The organism is Prevotella sp. khp7, assembly GCF_900109055.1.
Classification (GTDB): domain Bacteria; phylum Bacteroidota; class Bacteroidia; order Bacteroidales; family Bacteroidaceae; genus Prevotella.
Genome location: NZ_FOIV01000004.1, coordinates 473,325 through 499,294, shown reverse-complemented (window position 1 = coordinate 499,294; position 25,970 = coordinate 473,325). Strand labels below are relative to the sequence as shown.

The following is a 25,970-nucleotide window of genomic DNA, read 5'->3' as shown; positions in this document are numbered from 1 at the left end:
TGTACCTTTGTAAAGTCGAAATTACAAAATGAATAAAAAATGGATATAAACCAGCGAATAGCCGCTCTTCGAGAGGTGATGCAACGTGAACATCTTTCGGCCTTTATCTTTCCAAGTACTGACCCCCATCAGGGCGAATATGTGCCCGATCATTGGAAGGGCAGGGAGTATGTCAGTGGCTTTAATGGCTCTGCTGGTACTCTTGTCGTGACCATGAGTTCTGCTGCGTTGTGGACTGATTCCCGCTACTTTCTCGCGGCAGAAGAACAACTGAAGGGTACGGAGATCCTGTTGATGAAACTCAAGATAGAAGGAACGCCTACGATTGCGGAGTGGATTGGACAGGAGTGTAGCGCTGGTGCTGAAGTGGGAGTCGACGGAATGGTTAATTCTGCTAGTGCAGTGAAGATGCTGATTGCTGATTTGCGCAGACAAGGCGGTATAACGCTCAGAACAAATATGGATCCGCTGGCTGTCATTTGGAAGAACCGTCCCCCGATACCTGAAAACCCTGTAGAAGTCTATCCGTTGACGTATGCAGGACAGACTGCTCATGAAAAGATAGCCCGTATTCGTCAGGCTTTGCGCAGACTGCATGCCGATGGTATGTTGATGTCGGCTCTCGACGATATCGCCTGGACTCTGAATCTAAGGGGTTCTGATGTGCATTGTAATCCAGTGTTTGTCAGTTATCTGCTGATTTCTTCGAAGCACGTCACTCTATATATAAATAAGGTGAAACTGTCACCGGATGTGATGGCTTATCTGAAAGCAGAGGGGGTGGATGTAGCGCCCTATGAAGATGTGAAGAAGGGATTGAGAGACTACTTCGAGTATAATATCCTGCTCGATCCTGATGAGGTGAACTATACGCTCTATAAGACCGTTACTCGTGAGATCGTTGAGGAAGAGTCGCCCGTTAAACGGATGAAGACCATTAAGAACCCCATAGAAATAGCGGGATTTAAGTCGGCGATGCTGAAAGACGGCATCGCAATGGTGAAATTCCTTCGTTGGCTGAAACCTGCCGTTGAGTCTGGTGAACAGTCGGAAATATCTGTAGATGAGAAGCTTACATCGCTCAGGGCTGAGCAGCCGCTCTATCGTGACATCTCTTTTGATACCATCGCAGGTTATCAGACTCATGGCGCTATTGTGCACTATGAGGCCACACCTGAAACGGATATGGCTTTGAAACCTGAAGGCTTTCTGCTGCTCGATAGTGGCGCCCAGTATCTTGATGGAACGACAGATATCACTCGAACCATTGCCCTTGGTCCTCTGACGGAAGAACAGAAGAAAATCTATACCTTAGTGCTGAAAGGCCATATACAGGTAGAACTCTGTAAGTTTCCTTCGGGAACGAGTGGTACACAGATAGATATCCTGGCTCGTGAGGCGATGTGGCGCGAGGGCCTGAATTATCTTCATGGCACAGGTCACGGGGTGGGAACCTATCTGAATGTGCATGAAGGCCCTCACCAGATCCGTATGGAATATAAAGCTGCTCCTTTTGTAGAAGGGATGACTGTGACTGATGAACCCGGAATCTATCTTGCAGGAAGATTTGGCGTGCGCATTGAGAACACTCTTCTCATCACGCCCTATAAGGAAACAGAGTTTGGTAAGTTCCTTCAGTTCGAGTCGTTGACGCTCTGTCCCATCGATAAGTCTCCTGTCATCAAGGAAATGCTTTTGCAAGAGGAGATAGAGTGGCTTAATACCTATCACCAGCGTGTCTTCGATACGCTCTCGCCACATCTTGACGCGGAAGATGTGGAATGGCTTCGCGAAGCCTGTGCGGCGATATAGTCGTCTGTGGAAAAATGCTGAGCGAAGTCTGCCTCCGAGTAAAGTCTGACTTTCGTCGGAGTAAAGTGGCATTTTAGTCGGAGCAAAGTCCTGTATTGTTCCAACCTTTCTTTTTGGCCCCTTTTTAGGGAAAATGGAAGGAAAAAAGGACTGAAAATGAAAGAAAAGTGGCTAAAAACTTGTAAGTTATCTAAAAAAGCAGTAACTTTGCACCCGCTTTTCGTGGCCCTATGGCCCGAGGCGGTAAGTTTAACATAAAATTTTAAAAACAAAAGCAAATGATTATTGTACCAGTAAAAGAAGGCGAGAACATCGAGAAGGCCCTCAAAAAGTTCAAGAGAAAGTTCGAGAAGACAGGTGTTGTTAAAGAGCTGCGTCGTCGTCAGCAGTTTGACAAGCCTTCTGTTCTGAAGCGCCTGAAGATGGAGCATGCCGTTTACGTACAGCAGCTTCGCACAAACGAGGAATAAAAATTCCCTAAAAAATTTGGTAGTTTCGGGAAATTTCCGTAAATTCGTAGCCGAAAAGGTATTGGTGACGATTTATGATGATTGACCAGTTTCTGAACTACCTGCGCTATGAGCGGAGCGCATCTCCGCAGACAGTGCAGACATACGAGGAAGGCCTACGGGAATTCGAATCGTATATCAGCTTAAGGGATAGCGGGCTCTCTCTACAGGCGGTGGATACCGACCTGATCCGTGACTGGATGGAGGGTCTGATGGATAAAGGAAACTCTGCATCAACAATCAATAAGAAGTTGAGCGCATTGCGTTCCTTTTATCGCTTTTCCCTAAAGCGAGGACTGGTTGAGAAGGATCCGGCACATGCCGTGACCGGACCGAAGAGGTCGAAGCCGCTGCCGCAGTTCCTGCGCGAAGGAGAAATGGACAGATTGTTGGATCAGTTTGAATGGAATGATGATTTTAATAATGTACGTGCGCGTACCATATTAATATTATTATATGAAGCAGGCCTCAGACGGTCAGAGCTTACAGGACTGAACGACGATGATGTTGATTTCAATGCAGGACAGCTAAAGGTGACGGGAAAGAGAAATAAGCAGCGTATCGTTCCTTTCGGAAGAGAACTTGCAGACGCGCTCCGTCAGTATATGACACTTCGCGACTCGCAGTTCGATGATAATAACGGTGCTATGTTTCTTGATAACAAAGGTGGGCGGATGACGGGGAGCCAGGTTTATGCCACGGTTCACAAATACCTGTCGATGGTTACTTCGCTCAAGAAACGCTCGCCTCACGTCTTACGTCACTCCTTTGCAACGGCTATGCTCAACAATGGTGCAGGGCTTGAGAGTATCAAGAACCTGCTGGGTCATGAGAGCGTCAGTACGACAGAAATCTATACCCATACCACGTTCGAGCAGTTAAAGCGAGTTTATAAAGAGGCTCACCCAAGAGCCTGAACCTTTATTAATAACTATTTTAAAATAGGAGGTAACTATGGAGATTAAGATTAAGTCGATTCATTTCGACGCTACCGAGAAGCTACAGGCGTTCATCGACAAGAAGATCGCTAAGTTGGAAAAATCTTTTGAAGATATACAGAAAGTAGAGGTGCAATTGAAAGTTGTGAAGCCCGCCACTGCACAGAATAAGGAAGCAAGCCTGTCTGTGATAGTACCTGGAAGCACTCTTTTCGTAGAGAAGACAAGTGACACTTTTGAGGAAAGTATTGACCTTTGTGTCGACTCAATGAGGGCTCAACTGCAGAAATTCAAGGAAAAATTGAGAAATAGATAAAAAAAACTTGGAAAAGTTTTGGTAATTCAAAAATAAGTCGTAACTTTGCAGCCGTTTTCCGACAGGTCGTAAATCTGAAACAGAGAACGGCTGCTTAGAAAAGCCTCTTTAGCTCAGTTGGCCAGAGCACGTGATTTGTAATCTCGGGGTCGTTGGTTCGAATCCGACAAGAGGCTCAAGGAAAGGCGAAAGCCAATTGAGTTCATACTCAAGGGTCGGCGAAAGCCAATCGGGGCTGAAGGCTCAGAAGAAAGTTCGGGAACGAAAATGGTGAAAGCCAAATGGGTGTTTTCCAGAGTGGCCAAATGGGGCAGACTGTAAATCTGCTGTCTTTCGACTTCGGTGGTTCGAATCCATCAGCACCCACTCCCAAGAGATGTTTTGCGGAATTGATCGCGAGCCGAACGCAGAAGCTTGCTTTTGCTGAGGCGAGGACGAAATGCCGTTTTGCGGAAATAGCTCAGTTGATAGAGCACTAGCCTTCCAAGCTGGGGGTCGCGGGTTTGAGCCCCGTTTTCCGCTCGAAACTCGCTGTAATAGCTCAGTGGTAGAGCACTTCCTTGGTAAGGAAGAGGTCCTGAGTTCAACTCTCAGTTACAGCTCTCTTGATTTTGAAGGAGGAACTGAAAATTCGTAATAATTAACAAGATTAATAAACAAGTAAAATGGCAAAAGAGAATTTTGTGCGCACCAAACCGCACGTAAACATCGGTACTATCGGTCACGTTGACCACGGTAAGACAACTCTGACAGCTGCTATCACAACTGTGCTGGCAAAGGCTGGTCTCTCTGAGGTTAAGTCATTCGATCAGATTGACAACGCTCCCGAGGAGAAGGAGCGTGGTATCACTATTAACACCGCTCACGTTGAGTACGAGACAAAGACTCGTCACTACGCTCACGTTGACTGCCCGGGACACGCCGACTATGTGAAGAACATGGTAACTGGTGCTGCTCAGATGGACGGTGCTATCCTTGTTGTTGCTGCTACTGACGGTCCTATGCCTCAGACTCGTGAGCACGTTCTGCTCGCTCGTCAGGTAAACGTTCCCCGTCTGGTTGTATTCCTGAACAAGTGCGATATGGTTGAGGATGAGGAGATGCTGGAGCTCGTTGAGATGGAGGTTCAGGAGATTCTCTCTCAGTATGAGTTCGAGGATGATACTCCTATTATCCGTGGTTCTGCTCTTGGTGCACTGAACGGTGTTGCTAAGTGGGAAGAGAAGGTAATGGAGCTGATGGATACTTGTGACACTTGGATCCAGGAGCCTCCTCGTGCTACCGACAAGCCTTTCTTGATGCCTGTTGAGGACGTATTCTCTATCACAGGTCGTGGTACTGTAGCTACTGGTCGTATCGAGACTGGTGTTATCCACGTAGGTGACGAGGTTGAGCTGCTCGGTCTCGGTGAGGATAAGAAGTCAGTTGTTACTGGTGTTGAGATGTTCCGTAAGATTCTTGACGAGGGTCAGGCTGGTGATAACGTAGGTCTGCTTCTCCGTGGTATCGATAAGAACGAGATCAAGCGTGGTATGGTTCTCTGCCACCCAGGTCAGATCAAGCCATTCAAGAAGTTCAAGGCTTCTATCTACGTTCTGAAGAAGGAAGAGGGTGGTCGTCACACTCCATTCGGAAACAAGTATCGTCCTCAGTTCTATCTCCGCACCATGGACTGCACAGGTGAGATTTCTCTCCCCGCAGGTGTTGAGATGGTAATGCCTGGTGATAACGTAGAGATCACTGTAGAGCTGATTTACGCTGTAGCTCTGAACCAGGGTCTGCGCTTCGCTATCCGTGAGGGTGGTCGCACCGTTGGTTCTGGCCAGATCACAGAGGTATTCGAGGACTAATCTCCTCATAGCTCTAGATTGTCTAGACTCTCTAGTAAAACTAGATACTCAGGCCCCCGCACATAGGGCGGGGGCTTACTTACGGGAATAGCTCAGTTGGTAGAGCATCGGTCTCCAAAACCGAGGGTCGTGGGTTCGAGTCCTCCTTCCCGTGCAAAGATTAAAGATTATGTTTAAGAAAATTATTAATTATTGCAAGGCTTGTTATGACGAGTTGGCTCACAAGACAACTTGGCCTACGCGTAAAGAGTTGACGCACAGTGCGGTAGTGGTGCTTACAGCTTCACTTGTTATTGCATTGGTAGTATGGGCAATGGATTTCGTATTCAAGTCTGTAATGAGCCTGGTTTATCCAGGATAATTGATCGTTGAGAGATGGCTCAGACAGGAATGAAATGGTATGTACTTCGTGCTGTTAGCGGAAAAGAGGGCAAGGTAAAGGAATATCTTGAGGCCCTCATGAAGCATGATACGGTGCTTGCAGCTAATGTTGGTCAGGTATTGTTACCAACAGAGAAATATGCGCAGCTCCGTAATGGTAAGCGCGTGGTTAAGGAGAAACTGTTCCTTCCCGGTTATGTGCTTGTTGAAGCTAATCTTCAGGGTGAGATGGCGCACACTCTGCGCTTTATCCCTAATGTGTTAGGCTTCCTCGGCGGTATGGACAATCCTACTCCCGTCAAGCAGTCTGATATCAACCGCATCCTTGGTGTGGCTGAGGAGACTGAAATCAAAACAGAGGAAATCGGTGTTCCTTATATGGTTGACGAGGCAGTAAAGGTAACTGATGGACCTTTCAGTGGCTTCAGTGGAGTCATCGAAGAGGTGAATGCTGAGAAGCATAAGCTGAAAGTTATGGTTAAGATATTCGGTCGTAAGACACCGTTGGAACTTGGATATAATCAGGTAGAGAAAGAATAAGGCGAAATTGTTACGGTTCGCCGATTCTGTATATCGGTCGCAGGAGGCTTCCACTCCTAAGGCTTATATAACAATTCAATAAATTATTAACAGAAATGGCTAAAGAAGTTGCTGGATTAATCAAATTACAGATTAAAGGTGGCGCTGCGAATCCTTCACCCCCAGTAGGACCTGCTCTGGGTTCTAAGGGTATTAACATTATGGGATTCTGCAAAGAGTTCAACGCCAGAACCCAGGATAAGGCAGGTAAGATTATTCCTGTCGTTATCACTTACTACACTGATAAGTCATTCTCTTTCGAGCTGAAGACTCCTCCCGCAGCTGTACAGCTGAAGGAGGCTGCTAAGCTGAAGAGCGGAAGCGCTGAGCCTAACCGTAAGAAGGTGGCCAAGGTAACTTGGGATCAGGTTCGTGCTATCGCCGAAGATAAGATGAAGGACTTGAACTGCTTTACCGTTGAGTCAGCTATGAAGCTGGTTGCTGGTACAGCGCGTAGTATGGGTATCACTGTAGAAGGGGACTTCCCTGGTAAATAATTAATAACTTCAATTAGAAAAATGAGTAAACTGACAAAAAATCAAAAGTTGGTAGCTGATAAGGTTGAAGCAGGGAAAGCATACTCTTTGAAAGAAGCCGCTGCATTGGTGAAGGAGATTACCACCACCAAGTTTGAGGCTTCAGTCGATATCGATGTACGCTTGGGCGTAGACCCACGTAAGGCTAACCAGATGGTTCGTGGCGTTGTATCGCTGCCAAACGGAACTGGTAAGGTTACACGTGTGCTCGCTCTCTGTACTCCTGATCAGGAGGCTGCTGCAAAAGAAGCAGGCGCTGACTATGTTGGTCTTGACGAGTATATCGAAAAGATCAAGGGCGGTTGGACAGATGTTGATGTTATCATCACTATGCCATCTTGCATGGGTAAGTTAGGTCCCCTCGGCCGTGTACTCGGTCCTCGTGGTCTGATGCCTAACCCAAAGAGTGGTACTGTTACTATGGATGTTGCTAAGGCAGTAAAGGAAGTAAAGCAGGGTAAGATTGACTTTAAGGTTGATAAGGCCGGTATCGTGCACACATCAATCGGTAAGATCAACTTCACTGCAGATCAGATCTTTGAGAATGCGAAGGAGTTCATCTCTACCATTATCAAGCTGAAGCCTGCTGCTGCAAAAGGTACATACATCAAGAGTATTTTCCTCTCAAGCACTATGAGTATGGGTATCAAGGTAGATCCTAAATCAGTTGAATAACTCGTTAAAAGATTAGACAAATGAAAAAGGAAGTAAAAGATACTATCATCGTAGAACTCGGAGAGCAGCTCAAGGCATTCCCTCATTTCTATCTGGTCGACCTGACTGGATTGGATGCAGCGAAGACCTCTGACCTCCGTCGCAAGTGCTTCAAGAATGAAATCAAACTGCTGGTAGTGAAGAATACTCTTCTTCAGAAGGCATTTGAGGCATCTGAGATCGATTTCTCTCCGTTGTATGACTGTCTGAAAGGGAATACAGCTGTTATGTTCGCACAGACAGCTAACGTACCCGCCAAGCTGATCAAGGAGTACAAGAAGGAAGGTATCCCCGCCCTCAAGGGTGCATATGCTGAGGAGAGCTTCTTCGTTGGTGCTGACAAGCTTGATGAGCTGGTAGCTATTAAGAGCAAGAACGAACTTATCGCCGAGGTTGTGGCTCTGCTGCAGTCGCCGATCAAGAACGTCGTTTCTGGCTTGAACGCCGGTGGTAAGATCCACGGTCTGCTTGACGCTGTCGCTGAGCGTAACAAATAAGCGAAAAGAGTAACATTCTTGGCTGCGCCAAACGGCAAGGCCGAACGAACATTAGTAAAAACAATTAAAAATTTTAAATAAAATGGCAGATATTAAAGCTATTGCAGAAGAGTTGGTAAACCTTACTGTAAAAGAAGTAAACGAGTTGGCAACAGTCCTGAAGGACGAGTATGGAATTGAGCCTGCTGCTGCAGCCGTTGCTGTAGCTGCTGGTCCCGCCGCAGGTGGCGAGGCTGCCGCTGCTGAGGAGAAGTCTTCATTCGACGTAATCCTGAAGTCAGCTGGCGCTGCTAAGCTCCAGGTCGTTAAGGCCGTTAAGGAGGCTTGTGGTCTTGGTCTGAAGGAGGCTAAGGATCTGGTTGACGGTGCTCCCGCTACCGTTAAGGAGGGTCTTTCTAAGGAAGAGGCTGAGAACCTCAAGAAGACTATCGAGGCTGCTGGTGCCGAGGTTGAGCTGAAGTAATTCGCACAACAATACTATTTGGTTGGGGACTCTCCAGTAGAGAGTTCCCGACCATTTTTTGTCTTTATAACATTCCAAAGTTAATATATGGCTTCAAAAATCATTGATAACAGAGTAAATTTTGGCAGCGTCAAGAATCCTCTGCCGTTCCCGGATTTCCTTGATGTGCAATTAAAGTCATTCAAAGACTTCCTGCAGTTGGACACTCCGCCTGAGGAACGCAAGAATGACGGTCTGTATAAGGTGTTCGCAGAGAACTTCCCTATCACCGACACGCGTAATAACTTCGTTCTTGAGTTCCTGGATTACTATATCGACCCGCCCCGTTACACCATCGACGAGTGTTTGGAGCGAGGCCTCACCTATAGTGTGCCTTTGAAGGCTAAGCTGAAACTGTATTGTACCGATCCGGATCATGAGGATTTCGATACCGTTGTTCAGGATGTATTCCTGGGCCCGATTCCTTATATGACAGCCAATGGTACTTTCGTTATCAATGGAGCCGAGCGTGTAGTCGTATCTCAGTTGCACCGTTCACCTGGCGTATTCTTCGGCCAGAGCGTTCATGCTAACGGTACACTGCTTTACTCAGCACGTATCATCCCGTTCAAGGGTTCATGGATCGAGTTTGCTACAGACATTAACAATGTGATGTACGCATATATCGATCGTAAGAAGAAGCTGCCCGTTACAACTCTGTTGCGTGCAATCGGTTACGAGACCGATAAGGATATTCTTCAGATTTTTGATCTCGCTGAGGAGGTGAAGGTCAACAAGACGGCTCTGAAGAAGGTCCTGGGCTGCAAGCTTGCTGCTCGTGTGCTGAAGAGCTGGAATGAGGACTTCGTAGATGAGGATACGGGTGAGGTTGTATCTATCGAGCGTAACGAGGTGATCATGGAACGTGAGACCGAGATCACTGAGGACAATATGATGGAGATTCTGGAGAGTGGCGCACAGACTATCCTTGTACATAAGGATGAGTCGATGGCTCAGGACTACTCTATCATCTTCAATACGCTGGCCAAGGATACATCTAACTCAGAGAAGGAGGCTGTGCTCTACATCTATCGTCAGCTGCGTAATGCAGACCCTGCTGATGATGCAAGTGCACGTGAGGTTATCCAGAACCTGTTCTTCTCAGATAAGCGTTACGACTTGGGTGATGTAGGTCGTTATCGTATCAACAAGAAGTTGGGCCTCGATACCGATATGGATGTTCGTGTGCTGACTAAGGAGGATATTATCGAGATTATCAAGTACTTGATTCAGCTGATTAACTCTAAGGCAGCTGTCGATGATATCGATCACCTGTCAAACCGTCGTGTTCGTACCGTTGGTGAGCAGCTGTCTAATCAGTTCTCCATTGGTCTGGCACGTATGAGCCGCACCATCCGTGAGCGTATGAACGTTCGTGACAACGAGGTGTTCAATCCAACAGACCTGATTAACGCCAAGACTATCTCTAGCGTTATCAACTCGTTCTTCGGAACCAACCCATTGTCACAGTTCATGGACCAGACCAACCCGCTGGCTGAGGTAACTCACAAGCGTCGTCTCTCTGCTCTTGGTCCTGGCGGTCTGTCTCGTGAGCGTGCAGGTTTTGAGGTTCGTGACGTACACTATACACACTACGGACGTCTCTGCCCGATTGAGAGCCCTGAAGGTCCTAACATCGGTTTGATATCATCTTTGTGTGTATATGCCAAGATTAATGAACTTGGCTTCATCCAGACTCCATACCGTAAGGTTGAGAATGGTGTTGCCAATCTTGATAATAATGATATTGTATATCTGACTGCTGAGGAAGAGTCTGAGCACATTATCGGTCAGGGTAATGCTCCGTTGAACGATGACGGTACATTCATCCGTGAGGTCGTTAAGTGTCGTCAGGATGCTGACTTCCCCGTTGTGCCTCCTACAGATGTTGATCTGATGGACGTGTCTCCACAGCAGATTGCCTCTATCGCCGCTTCGTTGATTCCGTTCCTGGAGCACGATGATGCTCACCGTGCTTTGATGGGATCTAACATGATGCGTCAGGCAGTGCCCCTGCTTCATAATGAGGCTCCTATCGTAGGTACTGGTATTGAGAAGCAGGTTTGTGAAGACTCTCGTACAATGGTGACTGCAGAGGGTGAGGGTGTGATTGAGTATGTTGACGCTACAACCATCCGTATCCTTTATGATCGCACAGAGGATGAGGAGTTCGTTAGCTTCGAGCCTGCACTCAAGGAGTATCGTATTCCTAAGTTCCGTCGTACCAACCAGAACATGACCATCGACCTGCGTCCTATCTGTGAGAAGGGACAGCGTGTGAAGAAGGGTGATATCCTGACAGAGGGTTATGCTACTGAGAATGGTGAGTTGGCACTGGGTCGTAACCTGCTTGTAGCTTATATGCCTTGGAAGGGTTATAACTACGAGGATGCCATCGTGCTCAACGAGCGCATTGTTCGTGAGGACGTTCTTACTTCCGTACATGTTGATGAGTACTCTCTCGACGTTCGTGAGACAAAGCGTGGTGTTGAGGAGTTCACTGCCGATATCCCCAATGTCAGTGAGGAAGCTACCAAGGATCTTGATGAGAATGGTATCATCCGTGTTGGTGCACGTGTAGAGCCAGGTGACATTCTGATCGGTAAGATTTCGCCAAAGGGTGAGAGTGATCCTTCACCTGAGGAGAAACTGCTCCGTGCCATCTTCGGTGACAAGGCTGGTGATGTAAAAGACTCTTCATTGAAGGCTAACCCATCGCTGAGTGGTGTTATCATCGACAAGAAGCTGTTTGCCCGTGCTATTAAGGACCGTAAGTCTAAGCAGCAGGATAAGATAACGCTGGCCAAGATCGATGAAGAGTATGAGGCAAAGGTTGATGACCTGAAGGATATCCTGATCGACAAGCTCATGGAGTTGACCAAGGGTAAGACGTCTCAGGGTGTGAAGGACTATACCGGTGCCGAGATTATCACTAAGGGCAGTAAGTTTACCGCAACAGCCCTGCGTAACCTTGAGTACGGTGACGTTCAGATCAGCAACTGGACAAATGATGAGCACAAGAATGAGTTGATAGCCAAGCTGATTATCAACTTCATGAAGAAATACAAGCTGCTTGATGCAGAGCAGAAGCGCCGCAAGTTCGCCATTACGATTGGTGACGAGCTGCCCAACGGTATTCTGCAGATGGCAAAGGTATATGTAGCCAAGAAGCGTAAGATCGGTGTAGGTGATAAGTTGGCCGGACGTCATGGTAATAAGGGTATCGTATCGAAGGTGGTACGTCAGGAAGATATGCCATTCCTTCAAGATGGCCGTCCTGTAGACCTTGTCCTGAACCCGCTGGGTGTGCCTTCTCGAATGAACCTCGGTCAGATTTTCGAGGCTATTCTCGGTGCAGCAGGTAAGCGCCTTGGTGTGAAGTTCGCTACGCCAATCTTCGATGGTGCTAAGCTTGATGACCTCGCAGAGTGGACTGACAAGGCCGGTCTGCCACGTCTCTGCTCAACTCATCTTTATGATGGTGAGACTGGTGAGATGTTCGACCAGCCCGCAACAGTTGGTATCACTTACTTCCTGAAACTTGGTCACATGGTTGAGGACAAGATGCACGCTCGTTCAATTGGTCCGTACAGCTTGATTACTCAGCAGCCACTTGGTGGTAAGGCCCAGTTCGGTGGACAGCGTTTTGGTGAGATGGAGGTTTGGGCTCTGGAGGCCTTTGGCGCCAGCCATGTTCTTCAGGAGATCCTGACCATTAAGTCTGATGATACTGTAGGACGTTCGAAGGCTTATGAGGCCATCGTGAAGGGCGATCCTATGCCAACACCGGGTATCCCCGAGTCACTCAATGTGCTGTTGCACGAGTTGCGCGGTCTCGGTTTGAGTATCACGCTGGATTAAGCGAGTTAAGAATTTAGTTTTAAGAATTTAAGAGAAAGAATAATATATATGGCTTTCAAGAAAGATTCAAAAGTAAAGAGTAATTTTACGAAAATTACCATCGGACTTGCTTCGCCCGAAGAGATCCTCGAGAGCAGCTTCGGAGAGGTTACCAAACCTGAGACCATCAACTACCGTACTTACAAGCCGGAGCGTGACGGTCTGTTCTGCGAGCGCATCTTCGGTCCTACTAAGGACTATGAGTGTGCCTGCGGTAAGTACAAGCGTATCCGTTATAAAGGTATCGTTTGTGACCGCTGTGGTGTAGAGGTAACCGAGAAGAAGGTTCGTCGTGAGCGTGCTGGTCACATCGAGCTTGTTGTGCCCATTGCACACATCTGGTATTTCCGTAGCCTTCCTAATAAGATTGGTTATCTGCTTGGTCTTCCTACTAAGAAGCTCGATGCTGTCATTTATTATGAGCGTTATGTCGTTATTCAGCCAGGTGCTATGGCTGGTAAGAAGGATGCTGAAGGTAACGATGCCATTGGTTCTAATGTTTACGACCTGCTTTCTGAGGAGGAATATAACGATATCATTGACAACCAGCTCTCACCTGATAATGCTTATCTGGATGATAGCGATCCCAATAAGTTCATTGCTAAGATGGGTGCAGAGGCCATCTACGACCTCCTTGTACGCATTGATCTCGACTCATTGTCATATGAGTTGCGTGACCGTGCAAACAGTGACTCATCCGTTCAGCGTAAGAACGAGGCTTTGAAGCGCCTGCAGGTTGTTGAGGCATTCCGTCAGAGTGTAGAGAAGGGTATTAACCGTCCTGAGTGGATGATCATGAAGATTATCCCTGTGACACCTCCAGAGCTTCGTCCTCTCGTGCCACTGGATGGTGGTCGTTTCGCAACATCCGACCTGAACGACCTTTATCGTCGTGTGATCATCCGTAACAACCGTCTGAAGCGCCTGATGGAGATTAAGGCTCCTGAGGTGATTCTCCGTAACGAGAAGCGTATGCTGCAGGAGGCTGTCGACTCACTCTTCGACAACAGCCGTAAGTCTTCAGCAGTGAAGAGCGACTCAAACCGTCCTCTGAAGTCACTGTCCGACTCACTGAAAGGTAAGCAGGGCCGTTTCCGTCAGAACTTGCTCGGTAAGCGTGTTGACTACTCAGCCCGTTCGGTTATCGTTGTAGGTCCTGAGTTGAAGATGGGTGAGTGCGGTCTGCCTAAGCTGATGGCTGCCGAGCTCTACAAGCCATTCATCATCCGTAAGCTCATTGAGCGTGGTATCGTGAAGACGGTGAAGAGCGCCAAGAAGATCGTTGATCGTCGTGAGCCGGTTATCTGGGATATCCTGGAGAACGTGATGAAGGGTCATCCCGTTCTGCTTAACCGTGCACCGACACTGCACCGTCTGGGTATCCAGGCCTTCCAGCCTAAACTGATTGAGGGTAAGGCAATCCAGCTTCATCCATTGGCTTGTACGGCGTTCAATGCCGACTTCGATGGTGACCAGATGGCTGTACACCTCCCATTGAGCAATGAGGCAGTTCTCGAGGCACAGTTGCTGATGCTTCAGAGCCATAACATTCTGAATCCTGCCAATGGTGCGCCTATCACCGTTCCTTCACAGGATATGGTGCTTGGTCTGTACTATATTACCAAGATCCGTCCGGGAGCTAAGGGTGAAGGTCTGACCTTCTACGGCCCCGAGGAAGCTATTATCGCTCATAATGAGGGTAAGTGTGACCTCCATGCGCAGGTGAAGGTTCTTGTCGACGATATCGTTGACGGTCAGCCAGTGCGTCACTTGGTTGAGACCTCTGTAGGTCGTGTCATCGTGAATGGCATTATTCCTAACGAGGTAGGATTCGTTAATAAGATTATCTCAAAGAAGAGTCTGCGTGATATTATTGCCGACGTTATCAAGAATGTCGGATTTGCTGAGGCATGCGAGTTCCTCGATGGTATTAAGAACCTCGGTTATCGTATGGCTTACCTGGCTGGTCTGTCGTTCAACCTCGACGACATCATCATCCCGAAGGAGAAGGCTGACCTGATCCAGAAGGGTAACGAGGAGGTTCGTCAGATTACCGACAACTATAACATGGGATTCATCACCGACAACGAGCGTTACAACCAGGTTATCGATACCTGGACACACGTTAACAATGATATCGGTAACATCCTGCTGAAGCAGATGACCGAGGCCGACCAGGGCTTCAACGCCGTATTCATGATGCTTGACTCAGGTGCCCGTGGTAGTAAGGACCAGATCAAGCAGCTCTCAGGTATCCGTGGTCTGATGGCAAAGCCTCAGAAAGCCGGTGCCGAGGGACATCAGATTATTGAGAACCCGATCCTTTCTAACTTTAAGGAAGGTATGTCAGTGCTTGAGTACTTCATCTCTACTCACGGTGCTCGTAAGGGTCTTGCCGATACGGCCATGAAGACCGCCGACGCAGGTTACCTGACCCGTCGTCTGGTTGACGTTTCTCACGATGTGATCATCACAGAGGAGGACTGTGGCACACTCCGTGGTCTGCAGTGTACTGCTCTGAAGAGTGGTGATGAGATTATCTCAAGTCTCTCTGAGCGTATCCTCGGCCGTGTATCAGTACACGATGTGATTAACCCCAAGACCGGTGAAGTTATTGTAGAGGCCGGCGAGGAAATCACCGAGAGCGTTGCTGATGCCATCGAGAAGGCTGATATCGAGAGCGTTGAGATCCGTTCAGTGCTCACTTGTGAGTCGAAGAAGGGTGTCTGCATGAAGTGTTACGGACGTAACCTTGCTACCCGTCGTATGGTACAGAAGGGTGAGGCTGTTGGTGTGATTGCCGCTCAGGCTATCGGTGAGCCGGGTACACAGCTTACACTTCGTACGTTCCACGCCGGTGGTGTGGCTGCCAACGCTGCAGCAAATGCCAGCATCGTTTGTAAGTACGACCGTGCTATGATTGAGATGGAAGAGGTTCGTACCGTTCCGTTCGATGAGGATGGTCGCGAATGCGAGATGGTTGTCAGCCGTCTGGGTGAACTCCGTTTCGTTGATCCTAATACGAAGATCGTTCTTTCTACAGTAAACGTGCCTTATGGTTCTTCACTCTATTTCCACAATGGCGACGAGGTTGCCAAGGGCGACAAGATCGCACAGTGGGATCCGTTCAACGCTGTCATCGTGACCGAGTATGCCGGTACGCTGAAGTTCAACGACGTGATCGAGGGTATTACCTTCCGTGCCGAGACTGACGAAACAACTGGTCTGACTGAGAAGATCGTAACCGAGTCTAAGGATAAGTCTAAGGTGCCCACCTGTGATGTCATTGGTGCTGACGGTGAGGTCATCGGAACATATAACTTCCCTGTAGGTGGTCACGTGGTAGTAGAGGATGGCCAGACACTTAAGACTGGTGAAACCCTCGTTAAGATTCCTCGTGCTGCAGCCAAGGGTGGTGATATCACTGGTGGTCTGCCACGTGTAACCGAGCTCTTCGAGGCACGTAATCCATCTAACCCCGCCGTTGTATCGGAAATCGATGGTGAGGTGACCATGGGTAAGGTAAAGCGTGGTAACCGTGAGATTATCGTTACTTCAAAGACTGGCGAGCAGCGTCGCTACCTCGTATCACTCTCTAAGCAGATCCTGGTACAGGAGCATGATGCCGTACGTGCTGGTACACCGCTCTCTGACGGTGTCATCACGCCTGCCGACATCCTGGCCATCAAGGGTCCCACCGCTGTTCAGGAGTATATCGTGAATGAGGTTCAGGACGTATATCGTCTGCAGGGTGTGAAGATCAACGATAAGCACTTCGAGATCATCGTCCGCCAGATGATGCGTAAGGTTCAGATCAATGAGCCCGGTGACACCTCGTTCCTCGAGCAGGAGATTGTCGACAAGCTCGACTTCGCAGAGGAGAACGACCGTATCTGGGGTAAGAAGGTTGTTACCGATGCCGGTGACTCTGAGAACCTGCAGAAGGGTCAGATCGTAACAGCCCGCAAGCTGCGCGACGAGAACTCTATGCTGAAGCGCCGTGACCTCCGCCTTGTTCAGGTTCGTGATGCCGTACCTGCAACGTCTACTCAGATCCTGCAGGGTATCACCCGTGCAGCTCTGCAGACCAAGTCGTTCATGTCGGCTGCATCGTTCCAGGAGACAACCAAGGTGCTCAACGAGGCTGCCATCCGTGGTAAGGTAGACCATCTGGAGGGTATGAAGGAGAACGTTATCTGCGGTCACCTGATTCCTGCCGGTACCGGTCTGCGTGAGTTCGAGAAGATTATTGTTGGTTCGAAGGAAGAGTATGAGCGTATTCAGGCTAATCGCAAGAATGTGCTTGACTTTGCCGAAGAAACAGTACTCGACGAGAAGTAAATCAAACGCATCGGTTGCGATGCGCTTACAATAAATCCCTTTTAAGCGGGAAAAGTGAACTTAGCTGTCACTTTTCCCGTTTTATTTGTTTGTATACTGATATGGATATGACTGACAGAAAGCAGTCGGCAAACTGGCACGTATCATCCGCGCTTTCGCAATTTAGACTAAATTGCTGACCAATTTAGTCTATTTTGCTCTGTAATTTAGTCTAAATTGCAATTAAGGGAATAGTCTCTGTCAATGCCACCGCCTATAGATGACATCGGAAAGCTACCGCCCTGACAACTGCTCTCACTACCTGTACGATACCTGAGGACAGAGTGCAAACGATGCTACCAGATTGTGCATCATACAACCAAATTAGGCAGGAATTCGTTGTTAATTATTGCAAATAACGTTATTTCTTGTTAAATCATATAGGGTATGGCGCTTTTTCTTCATTATAGATTAGGTGGAGTCGGAAAATAGTTGTACCTTTGCAGCCCGAAATGCCCTTCTGAGCGAGGTAGGGCGTTGTAAAGTATTGAATATAAACAATATATATACATAAATTAATTTAAAGTAAAAGTATTATGCCTACAATTTCACAATTGGTAAGAAAAGGCAGAAAGGTGATTGTTGACAAGTCAAAGTCACCCGCGCTGGACAACTGTCCTCAGCGTCGTGGTGTCTGCGTACGTGTTTACACAACAACCCCGAAGAAGCCTAATTCGGCTATGCGTAAGGTAGCCCGTGTTCGTCTGACAAATCAGAAGGAAGTTAACTCTTACATCCCCGGCGAGGGACACAACCTGCAGGAGCACTCAATCGTGCTTGTTCGCGGTGGTCGTGTAAAGGACCTGCCAGGTGTACGTTACCACATCGTTCGCGGTACATTGGATACCGCCGGTGTTGCAAACCGCACCCAGCGTCGTTCAAAGTATGGAGCTAAGCGTCCTAAGGCTAAGAAGTAAAATGACCGGAGAAGGTCAGTCGAGCCAAAAAAGAAACAAATTTTAATCCGTTTTGCTGGAGCGCCGATATTATTCGGTAAATGTTATAAGGTTGAGTAAATGCTCACGTGAGAGCGTTGAAGAACAAGTAAGAACAGCCCCCAAGCAGAATTTAATCATTCAAAAAACAAAATGAGAAAAGCAAAACCAAAGAAGCGTGTGATCCTGCCGGATCCCGTGTTCAATGACCAGAAGGTCTCAAAGTTTGTGAATCACCTGATGTACGATGGTAAGAAGACCAAGTCGTACGAGATTTTCTACAATGCGCTGGAGACAGTGAAGGCTAAGATGAATAATGAGGAGAAGTCTGCTCTCGAGATCTGGAAGCAGGCCCTCGATAACATTACCCCGCAGGTTGAGGTTAAGAGCCGCCGTATCGGTGGTGCTACTTTCCAGGTTCCTACCGAGATTCGTGCAGACCGTAAGGAGAGCATCTCAATGAAGAACATGATTCAGTTCGCACGCAAGCGTAGTGGTAAGTCTATGGCTGACAAGCTGGCTGCAGAGATTATGGATGCCTTCAACAACCAGGGTGGTGCCTTCAAGCGTAAGGAGGATATGCACCGTATGGCTGAGGCTAACCGCGCATTTGCACACTTCCGTTTCTAATTTAGGTGTTTTTTAAGGTAAAAGCAAATTAAGGATATACAAAACAATGGCAAATCGCGATTTACATTTGACAAGAAACATCGGTATTATGGCCCACATCGATGCCGGTAAGACAACGACCTCTGAGCGTATCCTGTTCTACACAGGTAAGACGCACAAGATCGGTGAGGTACATGATGGAGCTGCAACGATGGACTGGATGGCCCAGGAGCAGGAGCGTGGTATCACTATTACCTCTGCTGCTACAACCTGTAACTGGACATGGGATAACAAGACTTTCAAGATTAACCTGATCGATACTCCGGGACACGTAGACTTTACCGCTGAGGTAGAGCGTTCACTGCGTGTGCTCGACGGAGCTGTTGCTACCTATTCTGCAGCAGACGGTGTACAGCCTCAGTCTGAGACTGTATGGCGCCAGGCCGACAAGTACAACGTTCCCCGTATCGGTTATGTAAATAAGATGGACCGTTCAGGTGCTGACTTCTTCGAGACTGTTCAGCAGATGAAGGACATCCTGGGTGCTAACCCCGTTGTTATTCAGGTGCCCATCGGTGCTGAGGAGAACTTCAAGGGTCTCGTTGACCTGATCAAGATGAAGGCTATCCTGTGGCACGATGAGACTATGGGTGCTGAGTACGATGTTGAGGATATCCCCGAGGAGCTGCAGGCTGAGTGCGACGAGTGGCGTAACAAGCTGCTCGAGGCTGCCGCTGAGTACGACGAGGCTCTGATGGAGAAGTACTTCGACGATCCCGACTCAATCACCGAGGCTGAGATCATCGCAGCTATCCGTAAGGGTACCATCGCTATGCAGTGTACTCCTATGCTGCTCGGTTCTTCTTATAAGAATAAGGGTGTTCAGCCCCTGCTCGACTATGTGTGTGCATTCCTGCCCGCACCTGTTGACGTAGAGGTAATCAAGGGTACCAACCCCAGCACCGACGAGGAAGAGGATCGTAAGCCTTCTGAGGATGAGCCTACATCAGCTCTGGCATTTAAGATTGCCACCGACCCATATATGGGACGTCTGGTATTCTTCCGTGTCTACTCTGGTAAGATCACTGCCGGAAGCTACGTATTCAATCCCCGCTCAGGTAAGAAGGAGCGTATCAGCCGTCTGTTCCAGATGAACTCAAATAAGGAAATCCCCATGGAGTCAATCGACGCCGGTGATATCGGTGCAGGTGTAGGCTTCAAGGATATCCGCACTGGTGATACTCTCTGTGACGAGGCACATCCTATCGTGCTCGAGTCAATGACCTTCCCCGACACTGTGATCTCTATCGCAGTAGAGCCCAAGAGCCAGGCCGACGTTGCTAAGCTCGACAACGGTCTCGCTAAGCTGGCTGAGGAAGACCCAACCTTCACCGTACGTACCGACGAGCAGAGTGGTCAGACCATTATCTCTGGTATGGGTGAGCTTCACCTCGATATCATTATCGACCGTCTGAAGCGTGAGTTCAAGGTTGAGTGTAACCAGGGTAAGCCTCAGGTTAACTACAAGGAGGCCATCACCAAGACTGTTATGGGTTACCGTGAGGTTTACAAGAAGCAGTCGGGTGGTCGTGGTAAGTTCGCCGACATCATCGTAAACGTTGGTCCTGTTGACGAGGATTACGATGTTAAGGAGAATGGACCTCTGCAGTTCATCAACGAGGTGAAGGGTGGTAACATTCCTAAGGAGTTCATCCCCGCCGTACAGAAGGGCTTCGAGGCTTCTCTGAAGAACGGTATCCTCGGTGGCTATCCTATGGATTCACTGAAGGTAGTCGTTGTCGACGGTTCGTTCCACCCAGTTGACTCTGACCAGCTCTCATTCGAGATTGCTGCCCAGATGGCTTACAAGGCAGTCTGCGCTCAGGCTAAGCCCGTACTCATGGAGCCTATCATGAAGCTCGAGGTTGTAACACCTGAGGAGAACATGGGTGACGTGATCGGTGACCTGAACAAGCGTCGTGGTCAGGTAGAGGGTATGGAAGAGGCTCGCAGCGGTGCCCGTGTCGTTAAGGCTCAGGTTCCCCTGTCAGAGATGTTCGGTTATGTAACCGCTCTCCGTACTATCACCTCAGGTCGTGCTACCAGCTCTATGGAGTATGATCACCACGCACCACTCTCAAGCTCAATCGCCAAGACTGTACTTGAGGAGGTGAAGGGTCGTGCCGACCTCGTCTAATAAAAGACTGAATTAGGAGTGCCGCTGAGCAAATGACTCTTTAGCGGCCTCCGTTTTATAATAACAATTAAAATAGAAAGACAATGAGTCAGAAAATTCGTATCAAGCTGAAGAGCTACGACCACAAGCTCGTAGACAAGTCAGCCGAGAAGATCGTGAAGGCAGTTAAGGCCACAGGTGCTATCATCAGCGGTCCTATCCCCCTTCCTACGCACAAGCGTATTTACACCGTAAACCGCTCTACCTTCGTTAACAAGAAGGCCCGTGAGCAGTTCCAGCTCTCAGACTACAAGCGTCTGATTGACATCTACAGCTCAACTGCTAAGACTGTTGACGCACTGATGAAGCTTGAGCTTCCCAGCGGTGTTGAGGTTGAGATTAAGGTATAGTATTATCAATTTCCCCTCAATGATAAAGTGGCGCATCCGAAGTTTCGGATGCGCCCTTTTTTACAAATTAACATGCCTTTTGCTTCTTAAATTCATAAAAAAACTTAAAAATACGTTTTGGCGGGTGGTAAATGTTGCCTATCTCACATTATATTTGTACCTTTGCACCCGCAAAAGTGCGTATTGCGCTGGCTCGATAGCTATCAATACCCTGATAAAGAGCAACTTAGCCTTCAAGAATGAAGCAGTTGAAGTTCCTTTTTAAGTGGGTTTTGTGTGCTTCGAAAAGCGAGATGACACTTAAAAAAGAACAATATAAACAATATTATTATTTAAATTTTAAACTGAAATGCCAGGATTAATTGGAAGAAAAATCGGAATGACATCCGTTTTCAGTGCCGACGGTAAGAATGTACCGTGCACTGTAATCGAAGCTGGTCCTTGTGTTGTTACTCAGGTTAAGTCTGTAGAGAAGGATGGCTATAAGGCTGTTCAGCTCGCCTTCGGTGAGAAGAAGGAGAAGAATACCACCAAAGCAATGATGGGTATCTTCAAGAAGGCTAACACAACACCAAAGGCTCACTTGGCCGAGTTCAAGTTTGACGAGGAGCTCAACCTCGGTGACACCGTAACAGTCGACATCTTTGAGGGTGCCGAGTTTGTTGACGTTGTCGGAACATCTAAGGGTAAGGGATTCCAGGGCGTTGTTAAGCGTCATGGTTTCGGCGGTGTAGGTCAGGCTACTCACGGTCAGGACGACCGTCTGCGTAAGCCAGGTTCTATCGGTGCTTGTTCTTATCCCGCTAAGGTGTTCAAGGGAATGCGCATGGGCGGTCAAATGGGAGGTGACAGAGTGACAACTCAGAACCTCAAAGTGTTAAAGGTAATTCCAGAGCACAACCTGATTCTTATCAAGGGTAGCTGCGCTGGTTACAATGGTTCAACTGTAATAATCAACAAGTAAAGATGGAAGTTAGCGTATTGAATATCAACGGTCAGGAGACCGGAAGAAAGGTAACTCTGAATGAGGCTATCTTCGGCATTGAACCTAATGACCACGTTCTTTATCTGGATGTAAAGCAGTATCTCGCTAACCAGCGTCAGGGTACAGCTAAGTCAAAGGAGAGAAGCGAAATCTCTGGTTCTACTCGTAAGCTCGGTCGTCAGAAAGGCGGTGGCGGTGCACGTCATGGTGACATCAACTCTCCACTGCTGCGTGGTGGTGCTCGCGTGTTCGGTCCCACACCCCGTGACTATGGCTTCAAACTGAATAAGAAGGTGAAGCTTCTTGCTCGTAAGTCTGCACTGGCCTACAAGGCTCAGGAGAATGCAATCGTAGTTGTTGAGGACTTCAATATGGATGCCCCAAAGACTAAAGAATTCGTAAATATTGCAAAAAATCTCAAAGTAGACGGCAAGAAGACTCTCTTTGTTTTGTCAGGAACAAATAATAACGTATATTTGTCGGCTCGCAATCTGCAGGGCGCAGAGGTAATGGAGGCATCAACCATTAATTCTTACAAAGTTTTGAATGCTGATGTACTGGTTATCTCTGAGAAGTCTCTGGAGGTTATCGACGGTATCTTAAACAAGTAAAGGAGACAAATAGAAATGGCATTTATCATTAAACCCCTGGTCACTGAGAAGATGACCAAGATTACAGACAAGTCTTCTGTAGAGAAAACTTATAAGGTTAAGGGTGAAGAGAGAACCAAGAAGGCCGAGGCTAAGTATGGTTTCATCGTTAAGCCCGAGGCTAATAAGCTTGAGATTAAGAAAGAGGTTGAGAGCCTGTACAATGTTACGGTTATCGACGTGAATACCGTTCGTTATGCCGGAAAGCGTAGCTCACGCTACACAAAGGCCGGTCTGATCAAGGGTCAGAAGAACGCGTTCAAGAAGGCTATCGTTACTCTGAAGGAGGGCGATGCAATTGATTTTTATAGCAATATTCAATAATAGAAATGGCAGTACGTAAATTAAAGCCCGTAACTCCGGGTCAAAGACACAAGATTATTGGCACGTTCGAGGATATTACTGCATCCGTGCCAGAGAAGTCTCTCGTTTACGGTAAGCGTTCTACTGGTGGTCGAAACAACACCGGTAAGATGACCGTCCGTTACATGGGTGGCGGTCACAAGAAGAAGTATCGTCTGATCGACTTCAAACGAGAGAAGGATGGTGTTCCAGCTGTAGTTAAGACAATCGAGTATGATCCTAACCGCTCTGCTCGCATTGCGCTTCTTTTCTACGCTGATGGTGAAAAACGTTATATCATTGCTCCTAATGGACTGCAGGTTGGTGCAACCTTGATGTCAGGAGCGGATGCAGTGCCTGAGGTAGGTAATGCACTTCCACTCGCTAACATCCCCGTTGGTACAGTCATCCACAACATTGAGATGCGTCCCGGCCAGGGTGCCAAGCTCGTTCGTTCGGCAGGTAATTTCGCTCAGTTGACTTCTCGTGAGGGTAGCTATTGCGTTATCAAGCTTCCTTCAGGCGAGACTCGTCAGATTCTCTCAGCTTGTAAGGCTACTGTAGGTAGTGTAGGTAACTCTGACCACGCCCTTGAGGCTTCTGGTAAGGCTGGTCGCAGCCGCTGGTTGGGCGAGCGTCCTCACAACCGTGGTGTTGTTATGAACCCGCATGATCACCCAATGGGTGGTGGTGAAGGCCGTCAGTCTGGTGGACACCCACGTTCACGTAAGGGTCTGTACGCTAAGGGTCTCAAGACTCGTGCACCTAAGAAGCTTTCAAACAAGTATATCATTGAAAGAGCTAACAAGAAGTAATCACGAAGTTAATTAGAGAAGAAAATTATGAGTCGTTCATTAAAGAAAGGTCCGTACATCAACGTATCACTCGAGAAGAAGATTCTCGCTATGAATGAGAGTGGTAAGAAGAATGTCGTTAAGACATGGGCCAGAGCATCAATGATTTCCCCGGACTTCGTGGGACACACTGTTGCAGTTCATAACGGTAACAAATTTATCCCTGTTTACGTTACTGAGAACATGGTTGGTCACAAACTCGGTGAGTTTGCACCTACACGTCGTTTCGGCGGACATGCTGGTAACAAGAAGTAATCCCAGGGAGATTTAAGAATTTAAGAATTAAGAATTAAGAATTTACAATGGGAGCAAGAAAACATATTAAGGCTGAAGAAAGAAAAGCAGCACTTAAGACACAGTATTTTGCCAAGCTGAAAGGCTGCCCCTCTTCACCCCGTAAGATGCGCTATGTCGTTGATATGATCCGCGGCATGGAGGTAAATCGCGCACTGGGTGTGCTTCGTTTCTCGAAGAAGGCAGCTGCAGCTGATGTAGAAAAACTCCTCCGTTCAGCCATTGCCAACTGGGAAGCCAAGAATGATCGCAAGGCAGAGGACGGTGAGCTGTTCGTAACTCGCATCTTCGTCGACGAGGGTGTTACAATGAAGAGAATGAGACCGGCACCTCAGGGTCGCGGCTATCGTATCCGCAAGCGTTCTAATCACGTGACCCTGTTCGTTGACGCTAAAACTAATGACGTAAAAGAATAAGTATGGGACAGAAAGTTAATCCAATAAGCAACCGTCTGGGTATCGTTAGAGGTTGGGATTCAAATTGGTTCGGAGGCAAAGACTTCGGAGATAACCTGGTAGAGGATCAGAAAATCCGTAAGTATCTGAACGAGCGCCTGGCTAAGGCAAGCGTTTCTAAGATTGTCATCGAGCGTACATTGAAGCTGGTTACCATTACTATTTGCACTGCCCGTCCGGGTATCGTCATTGGTAAAGGTGGTCAAGATGTTGACAAACTGAAGGAAGAGCTGAAGAAGCTCTACGATAAGGAGATTCAGATTAATATTTTTGAGGTTAAGCGTCCTGAGCTCGACGCAACCATCGTGGCTAATAACATCGCTCGCCAGATAGAGGGTAAGATTGCTTATCGCCGTGCTATCAAGATGGCTATTCAGAACACGATGCGTGCTGGCGCCGAGGGTATTAAGGTACTCATCTCAGGTCGTCTCAATGGAGCAGAAATCGCTCGTAGTGAGATGTTGAAGGAAGGCCGTACTCCACTGCACACCTTCCGTGCAGACATTGACTACTGCCACTCTGAGGCCCTGACAAAGGTTGGCCTGCTGGGCATTAAGGTTTGGATTTGCCGTGGTGAGGTTTATGGTAACGTTGACCTGGCTCCGAACTTCACTCAGGAGAAGGCTGGTGGCCGTTCAAACGGCGCTGGTCGTGGCGGTGACAGAAAGTTCCGTAATAAGAAGAAGTAATAATCGTTTAAAGTAGAAGCTTATTATGTTACAGCCCAAAAGAGTAAGATATAGAAGACCTCAGGATGGACGCGGCAATAAAGGCAACGCCCACAGAGGTACAACGCTGGCTTTCGGCTCATTCGGCATCAAGACTCTGGATGCCAAGTGGATTGACAGCCGCCAGATTGAGGCAGCTCGTGTTGCCATCAACCGTTATATGAACCGTGAAGGTCAGGTATGGATCCGCATCTTCCCTGATAAACCCATTACTCGCAAACCTGCTGATGTCCGAATGGGTAAAGGTAAGGGTGATCCCGCAGGATGGGTAGCTCCCGTTACTCCTGGCCGCATCCTCTTTGAAGTAGAAGGCGTTCCTTTCGACGTTGCTAAGGAGGCTCTCCGCCTCGGTGCACAGAAACTGCCGGTTAAGACAAAGTTTGTTATTAGACGTGATTACGATAAAAACGCTTAATTGAGTATGAAGATTAAAGAAGTAAGAGAGCTCGAGACCAAGGACTTGGCAGAGCGCATTGAGGCTGAGGTTGCAAAGTACAACCAGATGAAGTTGAACCACGCCATCACTCCGCTTGAGAATCCATCTCAGATTAAGGCTGCTCGTCGTGATATCGCACGTATGAAATCAGAACTTCATCAGAGAGAACTTAATAAATAACA

26 protein-coding genes and 5 tRNA genes are annotated in these 25,970 nt (G+C 47.9%); all 31 read left to right on the top strand.

Going from position 1 to position 25,970, the window contains the following annotated elements; genetic code table 11:
* Positions 1-39 precede the first annotated feature (39 nt).
* The 31 genes from BMX82_RS12485 (at position 40) to rpmC (ending at position 25,968) form a co-directional block, all read left to right on the top strand.
* Positions 40-1,812, top strand: coding sequence for an aminopeptidase P family protein (locus BMX82_RS12485; RefSeq protein WP_091769396.1), 1,773 nt, complete (start codon positions 40-42; stop codon positions 1,810-1,812).
* Between the two features lie 278 nt (positions 1,813-2,090).
* Positions 2,091-2,282 carry a 30S ribosomal protein S21 gene (gene rpsU / locus BMX82_RS12480; RefSeq protein WP_028902393.1) on the top strand — a complete coding sequence of 64 codons (192 nt, stop codon included), beginning with the start codon at positions 2,091-2,093 and terminating at the stop codon, positions 2,280-2,282.
* Between the two features lie 74 nt (positions 2,283-2,356).
* A complete protein-coding gene (gene xerA / locus BMX82_RS12475; RefSeq protein WP_091769392.1) occupies positions 2,357-3,238 on the top strand; it encodes a site-specific tyrosine recombinase/integron integrase in 882 nt (293 codons plus the stop codon).
* A gap of 37 nt (positions 3,239-3,275) precedes the next feature.
* Positions 3,276-3,575: a ribosome hibernation-promoting factor, HPF/YfiA family gene (gene hpf / locus BMX82_RS12470; protein ID WP_036909903.1), complete on the top strand. Its 300-nt coding sequence runs from the start codon at positions 3,276-3,278 to the stop codon at positions 3,573-3,575.
* 102 nt (positions 3,576-3,677) lie between these two features.
* Positions 3,678-3,751, top strand: a tRNA-Thr gene (locus BMX82_RS12465).
* 107 nt (positions 3,752-3,858) lie between these two features.
* A tRNA-Tyr gene (locus BMX82_RS12460) sits at positions 3,859-3,941 on the top strand.
* Between the two features lie 83 nt (positions 3,942-4,024).
* A tRNA-Gly gene (locus BMX82_RS12455) sits at positions 4,025-4,097 on the top strand.
* 8 nt (positions 4,098-4,105) lie between these two features.
* Positions 4,106-4,177: transfer RNA gene (locus BMX82_RS12450), tRNA-Thr, on the top strand.
* Positions 4,178-4,240: 63 nt separating this feature from the next.
* Positions 4,241-5,425 (top strand): elongation factor Tu, encoded by a 1,185-nt coding sequence (gene tuf, locus BMX82_RS12445; protein ID WP_036909901.1) that lies wholly within the window; start codon positions 4,241-4,243, stop codon positions 5,423-5,425.
* An 81-nt stretch (positions 5,426-5,506) separates the two neighbouring features.
* Positions 5,507-5,579: transfer RNA gene (locus tag BMX82_RS12440), tRNA-Trp, on the top strand.
* Positions 5,580-5,594: 15 nt separating this feature from the next.
* Complete coding sequence (gene secE, locus BMX82_RS12435; RefSeq protein WP_036909900.1) at positions 5,595-5,786, top strand: preprotein translocase subunit SecE; 192 nt, start codon at positions 5,595-5,597, stop codon at positions 5,784-5,786.
* A gap of 14 nt (positions 5,787-5,800) precedes the next feature.
* On the top strand, positions 5,801-6,346 hold the full coding sequence (gene nusG / locus BMX82_RS12430) for a transcription termination/antitermination protein NusG (RefSeq protein WP_036909898.1): 546 nt from the start codon (positions 5,801-5,803) through the stop codon (positions 6,344-6,346).
* A 95-nt stretch (positions 6,347-6,441) separates the two neighbouring features.
* The gene (gene rplK / locus BMX82_RS12425) at positions 6,442-6,882 is read left to right on the top strand and encodes a 50S ribosomal protein L11 (RefSeq protein WP_036909897.1); all 441 of its coding nucleotides are present in this window, start codon (positions 6,442-6,444) and stop codon (positions 6,880-6,882) included.
* Between the two features lie 21 nt (positions 6,883-6,903).
* Positions 6,904-7,596, top strand: a complete 693-nt coding sequence (rplA, locus tag BMX82_RS12420; RefSeq protein ID WP_036909895.1) for a 50S ribosomal protein L1 — start codon at positions 6,904-6,906, stop codon at positions 7,594-7,596.
* A gap of 20 nt (positions 7,597-7,616) precedes the next feature.
* The gene (gene rplJ / locus BMX82_RS12415) at positions 7,617-8,132 is read left to right on the top strand and encodes a 50S ribosomal protein L10 (protein WP_036909893.1); all 516 of its coding nucleotides are present in this window, start codon (positions 7,617-7,619) and stop codon (positions 8,130-8,132) included.
* An 82-nt stretch (positions 8,133-8,214) separates the two neighbouring features.
* Positions 8,215-8,595: a 50S ribosomal protein L7/L12 gene (gene rplL, locus BMX82_RS12410; protein ID WP_036909892.1), complete on the top strand. Its 381-nt coding sequence runs from the start codon at positions 8,215-8,217 to the stop codon at positions 8,593-8,595.
* 87 nt (positions 8,596-8,682) lie between these two features.
* Entirely contained in the window at positions 8,683-12,495 is a 3,813-nt protein-coding gene (rpoB, locus tag BMX82_RS12405) for a DNA-directed RNA polymerase subunit beta (protein ID WP_036909890.1), read from the top strand.
* Positions 12,496-12,543: 48 nt separating this feature from the next.
* Positions 12,544-16,875 carry a DNA-directed RNA polymerase subunit beta' gene (gene rpoC / locus BMX82_RS12400; RefSeq protein ID WP_036909889.1) on the top strand — a complete coding sequence of 1,444 codons (4,332 nt, stop codon included), beginning with the start codon at positions 12,544-12,546 and terminating at the stop codon, positions 16,873-16,875.
* A gap of 575 nt (positions 16,876-17,450) precedes the next feature.
* Complete coding sequence (gene rpsL, locus BMX82_RS12395) at positions 17,451-17,831, top strand: 30S ribosomal protein S12 (protein WP_013063973.1); 381 nt, start codon at positions 17,451-17,453, stop codon at positions 17,829-17,831.
* 171 nt (positions 17,832-18,002) lie between these two features.
* The gene (gene rpsG / locus BMX82_RS12390; RefSeq protein WP_036909888.1) at positions 18,003-18,479 is read left to right on the top strand and encodes a 30S ribosomal protein S7; all 477 of its coding nucleotides are present in this window, start codon (positions 18,003-18,005) and stop codon (positions 18,477-18,479) included.
* 46 nt (positions 18,480-18,525) lie between these two features.
* Complete coding sequence (gene fusA / locus BMX82_RS12385) at positions 18,526-20,655, top strand: elongation factor G (RefSeq protein ID WP_036909887.1); 2,130 nt, start codon at positions 18,526-18,528, stop codon at positions 20,653-20,655.
* A gap of 83 nt (positions 20,656-20,738) precedes the next feature.
* Entirely contained in the window at positions 20,739-21,044 is a 306-nt protein-coding gene (gene rpsJ / locus BMX82_RS12380) for a 30S ribosomal protein S10 (protein ID WP_013064715.1), read from the top strand.
* 349 nt (positions 21,045-21,393) lie between these two features.
* Positions 21,394-22,008: a 50S ribosomal protein L3 gene (gene rplC, locus BMX82_RS12375; RefSeq protein WP_036909886.1), complete on the top strand. Its 615-nt coding sequence runs from the start codon at positions 21,394-21,396 to the stop codon at positions 22,006-22,008.
* Positions 22,009-22,010: 2 nt separating this feature from the next.
* A complete protein-coding gene (gene rplD, locus BMX82_RS12370; RefSeq protein WP_036909885.1) occupies positions 22,011-22,640 on the top strand; it encodes a 50S ribosomal protein L4 in 630 nt (209 codons plus the stop codon).
* Positions 22,641-22,655: 15 nt separating this feature from the next.
* Positions 22,656-23,003 carry a 50S ribosomal protein L23 gene (gene rplW, locus BMX82_RS12365; RefSeq protein WP_036909883.1) on the top strand — a complete coding sequence of 116 codons (348 nt, stop codon included), beginning with the start codon at positions 22,656-22,658 and terminating at the stop codon, positions 23,001-23,003.
* Between the two features lie 5 nt (positions 23,004-23,008).
* Complete coding sequence (gene rplB, locus BMX82_RS12360) at positions 23,009-23,836, top strand: 50S ribosomal protein L2 (RefSeq protein WP_036909882.1); 828 nt, start codon at positions 23,009-23,011, stop codon at positions 23,834-23,836.
* Between the two features lie 27 nt (positions 23,837-23,863).
* The gene (rpsS, locus tag BMX82_RS12355; RefSeq protein ID WP_013065476.1) at positions 23,864-24,130 is read left to right on the top strand and encodes a 30S ribosomal protein S19; all 267 of its coding nucleotides are present in this window, start codon (positions 23,864-23,866) and stop codon (positions 24,128-24,130) included.
* A 47-nt stretch (positions 24,131-24,177) separates the two neighbouring features.
* On the top strand, positions 24,178-24,585 hold the full coding sequence (gene rplV, locus BMX82_RS12350; RefSeq protein ID WP_036909881.1) for a 50S ribosomal protein L22: 408 nt from the start codon (positions 24,178-24,180) through the stop codon (positions 24,583-24,585).
* Between the two features lie 2 nt (positions 24,586-24,587).
* Positions 24,588-25,313, top strand: a complete 726-nt coding sequence (gene rpsC / locus BMX82_RS12345; RefSeq protein ID WP_036909877.1) for a 30S ribosomal protein S3 — start codon at positions 24,588-24,590, stop codon at positions 25,311-25,313.
* 25 nt (positions 25,314-25,338) lie between these two features.
* Positions 25,339-25,767 (top strand): 50S ribosomal protein L16, encoded by a 429-nt coding sequence (gene rplP, locus BMX82_RS12340; RefSeq protein ID WP_036909874.1) that lies wholly within the window; start codon positions 25,339-25,341, stop codon positions 25,765-25,767.
* A gap of 6 nt (positions 25,768-25,773) precedes the next feature.
* Positions 25,774-25,968 carry a 50S ribosomal protein L29 gene (gene rpmC / locus BMX82_RS12335; RefSeq protein WP_013065209.1) on the top strand — a complete coding sequence of 65 codons (195 nt, stop codon included), beginning with the start codon at positions 25,774-25,776 and terminating at the stop codon, positions 25,966-25,968.
* Positions 25,969-25,970 lie beyond the last annotated feature (2 nt).

Coding starts and splice junctions, on each gene's coding strand:
- BMX82_RS12485 (WP_091769396.1), top strand. CDS start 40: ATGGATATAAACCAGCGAATAGCCGCTCTTCGAGAGGTGATGCAACGT.
- rpsU (WP_028902393.1), top strand. CDS start 2,091: ATGATTATTGTACCAGTAAAAGAAGGCGAGAACATCGAGAAGGCCCTC.
- xerA (WP_091769392.1), top strand. CDS start 2,357: ATGATGATTGACCAGTTTCTGAACTACCTGCGCTATGAGCGGAGCGCA.
- hpf (WP_036909903.1), top strand. CDS start 3,276: ATGGAGATTAAGATTAAGTCGATTCATTTCGACGCTACCGAGAAGCTA.
- tuf (WP_036909901.1), top strand. CDS start 4,241: ATGGCAAAAGAGAATTTTGTGCGCACCAAACCGCACGTAAACATCGGT.
- secE (WP_036909900.1), top strand. CDS start 5,595: ATGTTTAAGAAAATTATTAATTATTGCAAGGCTTGTTATGACGAGTTG.
- nusG (WP_036909898.1), top strand. CDS start 5,801: ATGGCTCAGACAGGAATGAAATGGTATGTACTTCGTGCTGTTAGCGGA.
- rplK (WP_036909897.1), top strand. CDS start 6,442: ATGGCTAAAGAAGTTGCTGGATTAATCAAATTACAGATTAAAGGTGGC.
- rplA (WP_036909895.1), top strand. CDS start 6,904: ATGAGTAAACTGACAAAAAATCAAAAGTTGGTAGCTGATAAGGTTGAA.
- rplJ (WP_036909893.1), top strand. CDS start 7,617: ATGAAAAAGGAAGTAAAAGATACTATCATCGTAGAACTCGGAGAGCAG.
- rplL (WP_036909892.1), top strand. CDS start 8,215: ATGGCAGATATTAAAGCTATTGCAGAAGAGTTGGTAAACCTTACTGTA.
- rpoB (WP_036909890.1), top strand. CDS start 8,683: ATGGCTTCAAAAATCATTGATAACAGAGTAAATTTTGGCAGCGTCAAG.
- rpoC (WP_036909889.1), top strand. CDS start 12,544: ATGGCTTTCAAGAAAGATTCAAAAGTAAAGAGTAATTTTACGAAAATT.
- rpsL (WP_013063973.1), top strand. CDS start 17,451: ATGCCTACAATTTCACAATTGGTAAGAAAAGGCAGAAAGGTGATTGTT.
- rpsG (WP_036909888.1), top strand. CDS start 18,003: ATGAGAAAAGCAAAACCAAAGAAGCGTGTGATCCTGCCGGATCCCGTG.
- fusA (WP_036909887.1), top strand. CDS start 18,526: ATGGCAAATCGCGATTTACATTTGACAAGAAACATCGGTATTATGGCC.
- rpsJ (WP_013064715.1), top strand. CDS start 20,739: ATGAGTCAGAAAATTCGTATCAAGCTGAAGAGCTACGACCACAAGCTC.
- rplC (WP_036909886.1), top strand. CDS start 21,394: ATGCCAGGATTAATTGGAAGAAAAATCGGAATGACATCCGTTTTCAGT.
- rplD (WP_036909885.1), top strand. CDS start 22,011: ATGGAAGTTAGCGTATTGAATATCAACGGTCAGGAGACCGGAAGAAAG.
- rplW (WP_036909883.1), top strand. CDS start 22,656: ATGGCATTTATCATTAAACCCCTGGTCACTGAGAAGATGACCAAGATT.
- rplB (WP_036909882.1), top strand. CDS start 23,009: ATGGCAGTACGTAAATTAAAGCCCGTAACTCCGGGTCAAAGACACAAG.
- rpsS (WP_013065476.1), top strand. CDS start 23,864: ATGAGTCGTTCATTAAAGAAAGGTCCGTACATCAACGTATCACTCGAG.
- rplV (WP_036909881.1), top strand. CDS start 24,178: ATGGGAGCAAGAAAACATATTAAGGCTGAAGAAAGAAAAGCAGCACTT.
- rpsC (WP_036909877.1), top strand. CDS start 24,588: ATGGGACAGAAAGTTAATCCAATAAGCAACCGTCTGGGTATCGTTAGA.
- rplP (WP_036909874.1), top strand. CDS start 25,339: ATGTTACAGCCCAAAAGAGTAAGATATAGAAGACCTCAGGATGGACGC.
- rpmC (WP_013065209.1), top strand. CDS start 25,774: ATGAAGATTAAAGAAGTAAGAGAGCTCGAGACCAAGGACTTGGCAGAG.